This window comes from Enterobacter sp. CGMCC 5087, assembly GCF_003144775.1.
Taxonomy (GTDB): domain Bacteria; phylum Pseudomonadota; class Gammaproteobacteria; order Enterobacterales; family Enterobacteriaceae; genus Enterobacter; species Enterobacter cloacae_M.
In genome coordinates, this window is sequence record NZ_QFXN01000079.1 from 1 (window position 1) to 11,788 (window position 11,788).

At 49.9% G+C, this 11,788-nt stretch carries 11 protein-coding genes and 2 pseudogenes; 5 read left to right on the forward strand and 8 right to left on the reverse strand.

What is annotated here, in order from left to right:
- Positions 1-1,831, reverse strand: a 1,831-nt coding sequence (locus DEO48_RS06890) for an Ig-like domain-containing protein (RefSeq protein ID WP_146198250.1), incomplete at its 3' end; no start/stop codon positions are given.
- 759 nt (positions 1,832-2,590) lie between these two features.
- Between DEO48_RS06890 and DEO48_RS06895 the strand changes: the two genes are divergently transcribed.
- Genes DEO48_RS06895 through DEO48_RS06905 form a run of 3 tightly spaced genes read left to right on the forward strand, consistent with a single transcriptional unit; the run spans position 2,591 to position 4,444 of the window.
- Entirely contained in the window at positions 2,591-3,118 is a 528-nt protein-coding gene (locus DEO48_RS06895) for a tetratricopeptide repeat protein (RefSeq protein WP_023294382.1), read from the forward strand.
- A gap of 7 nt (positions 3,119-3,125) precedes the next feature.
- A complete protein-coding gene (locus DEO48_RS06900; protein WP_109844724.1) occupies positions 3,126-3,656 on the forward strand; it encodes a sigma-70 family RNA polymerase sigma factor in 531 nt (176 codons plus the stop codon).
- A complete protein-coding gene (locus DEO48_RS06905; RefSeq protein WP_109844725.1) occupies positions 3,653-4,444 on the forward strand; it encodes an anti-sigma factor in 792 nt (263 codons plus the stop codon). The genes DEO48_RS06900 and DEO48_RS06905 overlap by 4 nt, the downstream gene beginning before the upstream one ends.
- Here DEO48_RS06905 and DEO48_RS06910 read toward each other — a convergent pair.
- The 4 genes from DEO48_RS06910 to DEO48_RS06925 all read right to left on the reverse strand — a co-directional run bounded on the left by DEO48_RS06910 (position 4,436) and on the right by DEO48_RS06925 (position 7,147).
- Complete coding sequence (locus tag DEO48_RS06910) at positions 4,436-4,996, reverse strand: YceI family protein (RefSeq protein WP_109844726.1); 561 nt, start codon at positions 4,994-4,996, stop codon at positions 4,436-4,438. The two genes, DEO48_RS06905 and DEO48_RS06910, sit on opposite strands and share 9 nt — an antisense overlap.
- 105 nt (positions 4,997-5,101) lie before the next feature.
- A complete protein-coding gene (locus DEO48_RS06915; protein WP_109844727.1) occupies positions 5,102-5,458 on the reverse strand; it encodes a hypothetical protein in 357 nt (118 codons plus the stop codon).
- 496 nt (positions 5,459-5,954) lie between these two features.
- Complete coding sequence (locus DEO48_RS06920; protein ID WP_109844728.1) at positions 5,955-6,422, reverse strand: hypothetical protein; 468 nt, start codon at positions 6,420-6,422, stop codon at positions 5,955-5,957.
- Between the two features lie 2 nt (positions 6,423-6,424).
- Positions 6,425-7,147, reverse strand: a complete 723-nt coding sequence (locus DEO48_RS06925; protein ID WP_109844729.1) for a hypothetical protein — start codon at positions 7,145-7,147, stop codon at positions 6,425-6,427.
- Positions 7,148-7,449: 302 nt separating this feature from the next.
- Here DEO48_RS06925 and DEO48_RS06930 point away from each other — a divergent pair.
- Positions 7,450-7,667, forward strand: a pseudogene (locus DEO48_RS06930) (ogr/Delta-like zinc finger family protein).
- Complete coding sequence (locus DEO48_RS06935; protein WP_109844733.1) at positions 7,660-8,259, forward strand: phage polarity suppression protein; 600 nt, start codon at positions 7,660-7,662, stop codon at positions 8,257-8,259. The pseudogene DEO48_RS06930 and the gene DEO48_RS06935 overlap by 8 nt, the downstream one beginning before the upstream one ends.
- Positions 8,260-8,644: 385 nt before the next feature.
- Here DEO48_RS06935 and DEO48_RS06945 read toward each other — a convergent pair whose 3' ends face one another.
- From DEO48_RS06945 to DEO48_RS06955, 3 genes and pseudogenes are all read right to left on the reverse strand, one after another.
- Positions 8,645-9,289: an MAE_28990/MAE_18760 family HEPN-like nuclease gene (locus DEO48_RS06945; RefSeq protein ID WP_109844732.1), complete on the reverse strand. Its 645-nt coding sequence runs from the start codon at positions 9,287-9,289 to the stop codon at positions 8,645-8,647.
- Positions 9,286-10,401, reverse strand: coding sequence for a DUF262 domain-containing protein (locus DEO48_RS06950; RefSeq protein WP_375232165.1), 1,116 nt, complete (start codon positions 10,399-10,401; stop codon positions 9,286-9,288). Before DEO48_RS06950 ends, DEO48_RS06945 begins: the two co-directional genes overlap by 4 nt.
- Positions 10,402-10,416: 15 nt before the next feature.
- Positions 10,417-11,517: pseudogene (locus tag DEO48_RS06955) on the reverse strand (integrase arm-type DNA-binding domain-containing protein); the annotation flags it as partial.
- Between the last annotated feature and the right edge of the window lie 271 nt (positions 11,518-11,788).

The window sequence follows — 11,788 nt, forward strand, 5'->3', positions numbered from 1 at the left end:
TATAAGACCACTGACCGTTGCTGTCGGTTAGCACTGTGCCAATATCAGTTCCGTCCAGACGGATAGTAACGGTTGAACCCGGTTCAGCTGTGCCGGTGAGCGTCGGCGTCGTGTCGTTAGTGAGGCCATTCTGGTCCACGGGGCCGGTGGTGGCCTGCACGTCATCAATCACCGACACGATAACTGGCATCTGCGGCGAGGTAATATCCGGTGACGCCGCGGAGGTTGTTGGTCCCGTGTTGCCCGCCGTGTCTGTGGCGTCAGCGGTCAGGATTTCACCGTTAACTTTTGGCGGGGTCAGCGTCAGGCTGAAGTTACCCTGGCTGTCAGCAACAACCGTGCCAAGGGTGATATCGCCTTCACGGATGGTCACCGTGCTGCCAGCTTCCGCAATGCCGCTGATGGTGCCGCCATCATTCGACACCACGAGATTACCCGGGGCAGACGGCGGCGTGGTGTCCACGGTGAAGATGACAGGCTCTGAGGCCGTACTCAGGTTTCCGGCGGCATCAGTTTCAGTGACGGTTATGGAGTGTGTCCCGTCCGGGAGCGGACCGTTCGGCGTGACGCTCCAGGTGCCGTTGGGCTGAACCGTTGTGGTGCCAACCACCACGCCGTTATCGTAAATGGTGATGGTTCCGCCGGGCTCGCCGGTTCCCGCCAGGAGCGGCAGTGAAGCATCGGTAAGCGCGCCCGACGTGATGGTTCCCCTGATAACGCCCGTATCGTCGGTCAGCACAATCGCGGTCGGTGCGTCCGGCGGAGTAAGATCCACCGTCAGGGTAAACACCGGTGAGGCAGGCCCGGTGTTGCCCGCGGCGTCGGTTGCCCGCACGGTAATCTGATGAGTGCTTTCACTCAGGTCAACCGACGGGGTAAAGGTCCAGGTGCCGTTGCTGGCGACGACCGCCGTACCAATAGCGACTCCGCCGTCATAAATCGTCACGGTCGAGCCCGCTTCGCCGGTACCGGTAAGCTGCGGACGCTGATCGTTGGTGCTGCCGCCGTTGCTGACGGCCCCCGTCTGCGGAGCAACATCGTCCGTTACGCTGGTGATTGCTGGCGCATCGGGCGCGGTGGTGTCCGGTGCGTTGAGCGTTGTGCCTGGGCTGGTATTCCCGGCGTTATCCGTCGCGGTGGCAGTCACCTGTTCGCCGTTGGTCAACGGTGTGCCGAGAGAGACGGTAAAGCTGCCGTCGCTGCCCGTTTTTCCTGAGCCAATAACATTCCCGTTCGCGTCTTTCAGCGTGATGGTACTGCCGGGTTCGGCGGTACCGGTGACGGTTTTACCGTCTGAAGAGAACTTAAGGCCGGAAGGCGCGTTCGGCGGCGTTGTATCCGGATCGGCAGGATCGACGGGTGTGTTGGGGTTGGGGCTATTATTATTGCCGTCATCTCCACCGCCGCCGCCACCACCGGTGCTTGCCGCCGCCGCGATGCCGCCCGCTGCGACAATGCCGCCCAGAGCCCATGGCCAGATGGCGGCACCACCTGCATCACTCCCGGATGCGGCCAGCAAGGCGTCCGTGGACGCGATGGATTCGTACGTGGCGGCCCCGGTGGGATCTTCAATCCACCATAACGCACCGTCACTCTCCTGGAGCACCAGTTGGCTCACGCCCTGCGCGTCGGTGACATAGAAATTTTTAAGGGTGATCACTTCCCCTGAGTGCAGTGTCACCACCAGATCGTTACCACTTCGCGCGAAGTGGGAGACATCGGCTCGCTCTACATGAAGCTCAACGATAGAGGAATGGCTCAGCGTAACCTGTGTGCCTTCCGTGGTCGTTTCCACGCCAGTAAGTTTCGATATAACAGAGATTTGGCTCATTTAGGCATTACTCCAGCAGATGTATCATGAATGGCGAGCAAGACGAGCCATCTCTGCAGAAGGTAAAGGGCGCCCCCGGCGCAGTCGCTGTTATCACGCAGCACTGACCGTTGTTTTTAGCGCGCACGATGCCCGCCATAATTCAGAGTGGCAACATCAGAGCGAATCTAATGACTTATAAAGAGAACAGTTTTTTGGGTGTTTTGTGTCTTATAAAACCCTGTAATTAATAGAAGAATTATTTTCAAGAATATAAAAATGATATAGACAGAAAACGATGGTTGTGCAAATTAAGCTTTCGTAAATAAGTGCCAAAACAATGAAGAGGGCATTAATACATTGGGTTTGTTAATAATTTAACTGGTTTAACTGTTTGTTTTTAATGATTTTGATTTTGTCTTGCGATGTTGATTTTAAATATGATTTACGCAGTATGATAATTGGTAGGAGACATTTTTAATATACTGTAAAACGTTATTGTTTAAGTGCGCTTAATATGCATTTAAGTTAGGGTAACGTTTTTGATATAAGATATATTATGTTACTTGTATAATGAAATATATTATCATGCAGGCTTAAAACTCTGCTATTACGCGAAAATAATAACGTTAAGGCAAGGGTGAAATAATCTGATTCATTGCCCTTGGGGCTACGATGTCAGCATGATTTTGCGACAGCAAAATATTCACGGTGAGAATGAATAAAAATCGTCAGTCGGGCGTTTACTGACGTCACTTCCTTCTTACCCTGGAGCTTTATATGAACACGACCTCGTTTCGTTTGATCCCGGTGCTGATTTTTTCCCTGCTGTCCCCCCTGGCGCTGGCAATGGGCAATAATAGTACCGAGAGCAAAACGCCCGATTGTCCTTCCGGACAGGTGTATGACAGCGCCACCCAGAAATGCGTGCCGGACAAGAGCAGCAGCCTCAGCGACCAGGACAAAACCAACTATGCGTACCATCTCGCGAAGAAAGGCGAGTACCAGGCGGCGCTCAACCTGCTTGATTCGCTGAAAAATGGCAATACGGCTGAAGCGTGGAACTATCGCGGGTTCGCCACGCGCAAGCTTGGCCGCACGGACGAAGGGATTGGTTACTACCAGCGCGCGCTGGCTATCGCACCGGATTATGCCAAAGCCCGGGAATATCTCGGTGAAGCGTGGATGGTAAAAGGACGTCCTGACCTCGCGAAAGAACAGCTGAAGGTGATTGCCGGTATTTGTGGCCAGTCCTGCGAGGAGTACCGTGACCTGCAGGCCGCCATCAACGGGCATCCGGAATCCTGATTTCCTCGTGGAGGGAAAACACATCGCTACCAGTGAAGTTCGTCAACAGTTAGCCGCACACCTGCCGCGTCTCTGGCGCTATGGGCTGGTGCTGTCGCGAAACAGGGATATCGCCGAAGAGCTGGTTCAGTCCACCTGCGTGCGTGCGCTTGAACGGAGCAGCCAGTATACGCCGGGCACGCTCATCGACAGGTGGCTGTTCGCGATACTGCACTCTATCTGGATTTCTGAGCTTCGGGCCCGATACGTGCGTCAGGGGCAGGGATTTGTGGCCAGCGACGAGCTTCTGGCGCCGGATACCTGCGAACAGGATGAGACGCGCCTGCATTACATGAAGGTGATGCAGCGCGTTAACGCGCTGCCTGAAGCCCAGCGCAACGCGGTATTTTTGGTTTATGTCGAAGGCTTTACCTACCAGGAGGCGGCGGAAACTCTGGGGGTGCCTATCGGTACCGTAATGAGCCGACTGGCGACGGCGCGGGCTCGGCTTGCCAGGTCCGCTGAAGCACTGCCTCCGGTAAAGGAGAAACGCTCTTGAACTCGCACCGTTTTGCACCGCCCTATAACGACGACGCTATCGTGGCATGGATAGATGGCGAGATGTGCCGCGCCGACGAGCAGCAATTTGAAGAACAGTTGAAAAGTGACGAACGCCTCTCCGGGCGAACCGCCGAACTGATGAAAAGCAGCCAGGATTTCGCCGGGGCGTTTGCCCCCCTGCTGGATGAGGCACCTCTGGAGACAATGCAGGCGCGTCTGGCGGCACTTCCCGATCCACAATCCTCCACGCCGGCTGGCGTCAGCAGGCGGGCGCTGATTGCCGCATCGGTCAGCTTTTTGATGGTCGGATCCGGGCTGGGCTATCTGCTGCGGCCCGCTTCCGCGCCAGCGGATGAGAATGCCCATATTCGCGACCTCGAAGCGCAATATATGTCCCTGTACAGCGTCGAGACGCTGCTGGATATGGACAGCGCAACGCCGGTCCTGCAGCACGGGCTGGAACGGGCCGCGCAGGACATCGGCATGAAGCTGCGCATGTCGCAGCTTGTCCTGCAGGGAGCAGAGCTGAAAATGGTGCGAATGCTGCGCTATGAAACCACCTCGATCGCGCAGATTGCCTGGATCAACGCCGACTACGGCCCGATGGCGCTCTGTATCTCTCCTGTAGATGAGAAGACGATGGCCTCTCTGCGCCAGGAGCAGCGGCACGGCATGAACCTGGCGTGGTGGCAGGAGGCGGGCTACCAGTTTGTCCTGATTGGCCGCAACCCGCCGTCTCACCTGCGGGGAAACGCGGAGCAGCTACAGCGGCTCATCTCAGGATGACGGGACGTTGTTCGTCTTAATCGCAATCGCGATGGCAATACGATCGTCCACGACCAGCGCAAACTTATCCATCCCGTAGGACGCGCGCGAGATCGCCGTCGTGGCATCCAGCGTGAGGGCCTGCGCGTGCGGGTCTTTCACGACGGCCTCCAGGATCACCGGGCGGGCAATGTTTCGCACGGTCAGCGTGCCGAACACCCTGAACCGCCCGTCGCCCTGGGCAACCACGCGAGAGCTGATGAACTCGATAGTCGGGTAGCGCTCGGATTCAAAAAACATGTCGCTTTTCAGCTGCCAGGTGAGCAGCTTGTTTGAGGCTACAAGAGTCGCTACGGGAATGGTGACGTGAATATGGTCGTCGACGTCATTTTCCGGGTTGAGCGTCACGGCGCCCGTCACGCCGCTGAACGTCGCCCAGGAGAGGATACCGCCGAAGGCGTGCCACGATAGCCGAATATCGGTGTTATCGGTGTCGATAAGATAGCTTTTCGGGGCAGCATGCAGGGAAGGGCATAACAGCAGAACGGTCAGAAAGGCCAAAAGGCGATACATAGTGGTTTCTCCGATAAGTGCGCACTGCGTAAACGCCCGAGGTGCTAATTATATTCGAAGAAATAAAAAAGGCCGCAAGCGCGACCTTTTCGTGAGTATAACTACTTACTCAGTGACTTTCTTTTCCAGCTCGCTGGCACCTTCTTTGGTTTTGTTCCAGCCTTTCTCAGCGCCTTCTTTGGTGGCATCCCACCCTTTCTCGGTGCCTTCTTTGGTTTTATGCCAGGCTTTCTGGGAATCTTCGCTGACCTTGCTGCCCAGGCTCTCGCTTTTGCCTTCCGCAGCATGCTTCTGTTTCAGCTTCAGCTCTTCACCTTTGTTATGCTCTTCGTGCAGTTTTTGCTTAGCCTCGTTGGCGTTTGCGTTCGCCGCCGCGACGGTATCGTCAGTTGCATGTGTGGTCGCAGCAAATACTGGGGAAGCCAGCAGAACGGCAGATAATGCGATAATTGTTTTTTTCATAATATCCTCATTTAACGTTATCGGTTATGAGCGTGATTCAGCATGGCACAGGCGAAACGGGATGGCTTTAGGAAAAAACTGTAATGAGATCAACATGCCCTGATGAGGGGTATTTCGCCTGAGGATTATCCAAAGGATAAAACGCCTATTTCCGCGAGGGCGGCGAGGGTCAGGAGAATGAAGATAATAACGGTTATGGGTCTGTACATGGTGGAGTTCCTTCCGGGTTGAGCGGCTATTCCGTAGCGCTGGGTGGTGTGGGTAATTTTGCACAGGAGAAGGGGGAAGGGGGTTGATGTTTGTCAAAGGTAAAGGGAACTTAGGGTGATGATACTAAAAAGCCCGCAGGGGTTGTACCGTGCGGGCTTTCAGGATTTCATCAGATGAATAGGGTTATTATTGGTGGAGATTCTGGTTGGCTATCCGGGGCTGCATAATTCTCAGGTGCATTTATCCAGCTCACCAGAAAGCCTTTTCATTCTGTTAAATAATGACTTCAGCTTACGTTTTCCGACGCTGGTGTGGCAGAAATCGTTATGTACTTTTTCAGACCAGACTCCCGTTTAACACCTTTTGGATCGGAAACAAAAGGAAGCCGCAGGCGAGGTGAATTTGATACTTTCAGTGTCCAGATATAATCCCCAATAAACCTGAAATCCACGCTATTGTCAGTGACCAGGAGATCCGCAAAACTCCCTGTCGAGTACTCATTGCCCAAACGAACAATTTCTTTAAGCCCGTCATGAACGTCAATAAGGGCAATCGTCAGGGATTCCTCGAAAATAATGTCATCCGTCAGAAACAGGATGTAACGCTGCTCATTAACCTGGACTGCTGCTTCAAGCACTTGTCCCGGTACAATAATGCTGGTGCTTTTACCATTGAGCACAACGTCAGATTGAGCCTGGGATACATCGGTAGCGTCGTGAACCTTAACCAGAGATATTGAATTAACCTGTTGCATAATCAATTCCACAAACGTCCCATTTCCCATGCGGCAAGCGCGCCGCCGACGAAGCCACCGATGAGCACGCAAACAGGTGCGCCTGGCCCACACATTAATCCCGCCATTGCACCACCTGCGGCAGCACCGGCAATACCTGCACCATTAATCGCTATCTGCCTGCCTGATTCAGAAACCTTATCATCAGCGGCATAAATTTCGTAAACAGAAATCGCAATCGAAAGAACAATTAACCCCCTTCCAACCCGCGAGAGCTGCATCATTTTCATATTTACTTGTGGGTTAGACTTGCCTGCGGATTCAACGATACCTGCATATATCTGATTTTTTTGTACTTCCGAAAGGTTGTTAAAATTTGCCTGTGGGCCGAATAAAGTTTTCGCTTTTTTTGCTACCAACTCATTAAGCGTCTTACCCTCGCTTTTTATTCGTTCGGCCATTGCCCGTCCGAGTGGAGTACTGCGAGAGCGCACCATCTCCATGATCAAATTTCTCGTTTCCTGAGCCTCTCGTGCCGCTTTGTCCCAGGAGATCACACCAGCATTGGCCTTAGCGCGTAAGTCTGCGGACATTTCTTTGATTCTTTTTGAGTATTCAAGGCGTAAGCGGGGATCAACTGACAACCTCGCGGCCGCAGCGGAAACATCGCCTTGCAAGGCATTCATCGCGCTTTCGAATTTATCGCGTCCATCGGTATCTAATGCGCTCAGCAACGTCGTATCCATATTCTCATTGTTCCTGTCATTGGCTCTGAGATGCATTGAACAAATTTCTAGCACATTATCGGCAAAAGTTCTTTTTAAAATTTATTAACTTTGCTTTTGATTTTGTTTCTTTTAGTTATATTTCAATGAGATATTGATGGGGTTAGGGGCTTTTCGCTATGAACGATTTGCAGCTTTAAAAGAATGGAGATTGTTGTTAGTCGGGATTACTTTGCTGGTTCAGCGCACCTTGGTAGTCAGTTGGTTTTATGTTCTTTTCAAAAAACTGATTCAAAATGGCTTTCATAAGGTGGGGCATAGGCATGTTTCACTGTCCGTTCTGCAAAACCAGCGCGCATTCCCGCACCAGCCGGTATCTATCCGATAACGTCAAACAGCGCTATCACCAGTGCATGAACATCGAGTGCTCGGCCACGTTCCGCACGCTTGAATCCATCGACGGGTTATTCGTTCACCGGTGACAGAGCCGGTTATCCCGGTCCCCGCACCGGCGGCCACCGTTAACCGTGCCGGTGCGTAAGCACGGCCAGTCATCAGGAGAAACATACGCGACCACACTGACGCTACAGAAAGCCTTTGAGGCCTGTCAGGCAAACAAATCCGCCTGGCTGCAACGCAGGGATGAACTGACGCAGGCCGAAAAGGGATACCGCGAACAGCTTGCCGGCAGAGGCCACAGCGGCCGGAGCCTGCAAACGCTACGTGAAATTATCGATGTGAAAAAGTGGGAAATAAATCAGGCTGCCGGGCGTTATATCCGCTCGCATGAGGAGGTGCAGCGCATCAGCATACGTAACCGTCTGAATGATTTTATGCAGGCGCACGGCGCGGAGCTGGCCGCCGCCCTTGGCCCTGAACTGATGAATTATTCCGGGCAGCATTCCGCCGTTCAGCGCTGCGCCATGCAGCACTCACTCGATTATCTGCGCGAGGCGCTACAGCTCTGGCTGACCGCCGGTGAAAAAATTAATTATTCGGCGCAGGTTAATGACATTTTAACGGCCATCGGATTCAGACCTGACGCGGCCTCGCGCGATGATAGTCGTGAAAAATTCACGCCCGCACAAAACCTGAATTACACCCGCTGTCGCGCAGAATTGGCCGTGCAGTAGTCCGCTTAAAAATCCCCCGAAAATCCCGCCATTTTTACGTATAAAAGCCATGCATAAGGTGCATGGTATTGCATGCGTTTTACAGACACTGAATCCCCCGTCAGCGCCAGCACTGGCGCGCCCTGAGGCCGGTCATGCGCCTGCATTAAAAGCGCCCCCCTTAAGCGGGCAGGAGTGGCGGGGAGAGCATTGCGCGCCAAGAGAGAATGTATTTAATTCAATTAAATTGATATTTATAAAATACGCAGGTGCAAAATTTTTCGCGTGGTGAGAAAGAAGAATGCTGATGTTCAGGAAAAAGTGAACTGACTTTGAGTGTGTGTCGAGGTGTGAGTGTGCGCGATTAATTATACTTTAAGTCACCTCTGTATGAGGCGACTTAGATTTATGCCGCTTTGTAACCTTCAGTGATTGTGCTGTTTTCAAGCATGTTTCTGAACGTTTCCATCAGTCCCAAAACTTCATCTACCATTTCATGAAAATCATCTAATCCTATTTCAATTTCTTGACCGTGAGCTATGTGATTTCTTCTGCTAACTAATTTTTGATCAATCAATTTCTCTCTAGATTCAAATAAACTATAGTCGAGGCCTAAGCACCAAAGTATTTCTTTAAGGACTGTAGTCGAAAGATTTGACTGGGTGTCTACGACGTTTTTTACTGGGATTCGAGCTCGACTTTTTTGATTGCTTAAAATGTATTTTGTAACTTCATCGAATGCGGAGTATTTCTTTGATGCGTGAGCACTATCAATTCTCCCTTTTACAATAAGTGTAATAAAGTTGCTTTTTAATTCTTCGATGCAATGTCTTTGTGCAGAAACGTATTCAAGGAAGTAGGTTCCTGTTTTTTTTACAAAACCCTCCCAGTGGGCATACATAAGTGCTATGCCTGCGCGGCATAGCACTTGTTTTTGTATTGGAGACGAGAATTCTTTTAGGGTAAGATTTCTCATCTCGTTAATTTCACGCAGTCTCCAGATTCGGTCTTCTGCGATCTTATCAATAAGTTCCTCTTTTGTTTTTATCATTTTTTAAATATTTCCCTGCCTAATGGTATAAGGTGAGGCAGGCGTCTCGTAGCAGTCATTCCTGAACCGGACCAATCCGTGAATTCTTGATTTGACCAAAGACTAGACACAAGATTATTTATATTTTCGGCAGCAGTCCCTTTTGAAATATTATATGCAAGGCCATACGAAACAGCTTCATATTGTGAGACAAGAAATCCTCCTGAATATTTAGATTTTGCAGTATTAAACCTTTTAAATGAATTATCACCGCAACAATCAGCAAGTATTGTGAAGGTTTGACGGAACAAGTCGCCCCAATACGCAGTGTCGAAACTATCATCTACGCAAATTTCACGCATTTTTTCAGTAATAAATACACCAACATCACCCATAGAATCTAAATCAATAGGATCAATTAATGAGAATATAATAAATCTCAAGGCTAACTCAATATCATAGGATTCACTAATCGCCCTATCACTCAATGCTGTACATTCAGTGAATTTGTCAAATTTAGCAAGCTCCGATAACCAAGAATAGAAATCTTTATTTAACATTACTAAAATGCAATTTCTGACTTCTTGAGCGCTTAATCTTGAACCGCCCGTGTTAAGTCTTTGGAATAAATCATATTTTGCAGTTTCATCACTTTCTTTCAAAATAATACTAACGTTAAGTTTTGAACGTTTAATCGTAAGTCTAAGGTTTTGACCGATGCTATTAGGATCATTATCGCCGAGTTCACCGTCACCTTCCCATTTTTTGTTGTCTAGGCTAGGTAAGTATTTTGTTCCGGAAAGAACTAATGGCGGAATGAGTTCATTATTCTCATCTCTTAATTGCCCAATGAATTGATATATTGTTGAAAGTCGTTGTAACCCATCAACAACGTCCCATACACCATCTGCTCTTTGACTAACAAATATAGGGGGGACTGGTATTCCTAATAATATAGATTCTATTAAATTGGTTTTTTGTGCTTCAGACCATCGATAGATTCGCTGAAATTCAGGATGTATGTCGATTTCACCGTTTTCGTACAAAGATAACCATTCTCCTATAGAAATAGCATAGCCATCTGTACGGATCTCTTTTCTTCTATCATTTACTTCATCAATTAATGACATCATAATTCCTTTGTTGATTTTTTTCACAAATGAAGCCCACCAGTTCATTATTTTATGACGGACCTCAAGATAAGTAGAACTATTATATGCTCGTCTAACTTCATTCTTCTCAATATGAGCAAGAGCTGCTTCAATCACATCTGAATTAAATTCTTGCTCATTCATTGCTGTGCTTGCTATAGAACGTAACCCATGAGCGACCAATTTACCACCGTATTCTAATCTTTTTAAAGCGGCATTTGCGGTTTGGCTGTTCATTGGTCGTTTTGGATCATGCCTGCTGGGAAAAACATGCTCACGGTGAGCACTGATTGGCTTCCAGAGCTTTGCATCAAGATCGATCTCTGCCCATCGAGCCCCGGAAAACTCTGAAGGGGGCACAAGGGTCAGGAGCTGCCACTCAATTAGACAGCGAGTCGAAACAGATAGATTCGACATGACTAGAGAACGCATCAGCTTTGGCAATTCCTCTGGCCGCAGCGTCAGCATATTTTGCTTTTTGGGCTTCTTAAAGGCCATCCCAACTCCTGATGCTGGGTTCGCATCAATCAGACCCGTGTTTACGGCATAAATCATTATCTCGTTAATGCGTTGCACCAGTCGGCGTACAGTCTCAAGCGCCCCACGAGCTTTGATTGGCTCAAGAGCTTCAACCAGTGTCCGGGCTTTGATTTTCTGAACGGGGATATCACCGATGGCAGGGAATACATCTTTCTCCAGTGAGCGCCAAATGTCTTTTGCGTAATCAAGGGTAACGCTTTTGCTTTTGAGCTGGAACCAGTTAGCGGCGACCATTGAAAAAATACTGTCCAGTGCAATTTGCTGCTGTTCCTCTGCAACTTCAGCCTGAATTTGCGGATCGATTCCGTTGGCTAATAAGGCAAGGTAATCTGCTCTTAACCCTTTGGCATCAGCAAGCGAAAGTGCAGGGAATGCACCGAACCCCATCATTGTTCGCTGCTTTGTTGCGGGACGTTGATAACGGAAACGCTAGAGCTTTTTCCCGCTGGTTTTCACTATCAGAAAAAGCGCATCGCCATCATGCAGCGTTAGATTCTTCTCTAACGCCTTAGCGCGTAGGACTTCGGTGTTGGTCAGGGGGCATATTGTCCGTGCCACTGTGGCCGCGTCTTCATGAATCGGTATACGCTTTTAGGCATACGGCAGGATGTATACCTAAAAGCGTATAACAATATTCACCGGATTTAGCCGATGTTCTGGAGCGATAAAAGGCACAAAAAAGCCCGCAGGGCTTGCGCCATGCGGGCTTTCAGGACTTCATCAGTCGACTCTGGTAATCACCGATGGAGAATTTTGGTGGAGCTGGCGGGAGTTGAACTCGCGTCCGAAAAGTATCTAACTCATTGAAAATAAATAATTCTCTTGCTGT

Excerpts from the sequence above, each read along its gene's own strand:
- DEO48_RS06895 (WP_023294382.1), top strand. The coding sequence starts at position 2,591 with ATGAACACGACCTCGTTTCGTTTGATCCCGGTGCTGATTTTTTCCCTG.
- DEO48_RS06910 (WP_109844726.1), bottom strand. The coding sequence starts at position 4,996 with ATGTATCGCCTTTTGGCCTTTCTGACCGTTCTGCTGTTATGCCCTTCC.
- DEO48_RS06915 (WP_109844727.1), bottom strand. The coding sequence starts at position 5,458 with ATGAAAAAAACAATTATCGCATTATCTGCCGTTCTGCTGGCTTCCCCA.
- DEO48_RS06920 (WP_109844728.1), bottom strand. The coding sequence starts at position 6,422 with ATGCAACAGGTTAATTCAATATCTCTGGTTAAGGTTCACGACGCTACC.
- DEO48_RS06925 (WP_109844729.1), bottom strand. The coding sequence starts at position 7,147 with ATGGATACGACGTTGCTGAGCGCATTAGATACCGATGGACGCGATAAA.
- DEO48_RS06945 (WP_109844732.1), bottom strand. The coding sequence starts at position 9,289 with ATGATAAAAACAAAAGAGGAACTTATTGATAAGATCGCAGAAGACCGA.
- DEO48_RS06950 (WP_375232165.1), bottom strand. The coding sequence starts at position 10,401 with ATGATGTCATTAATTGATGAAGTAAATGATAGAAGAAAAGAGATCCGT.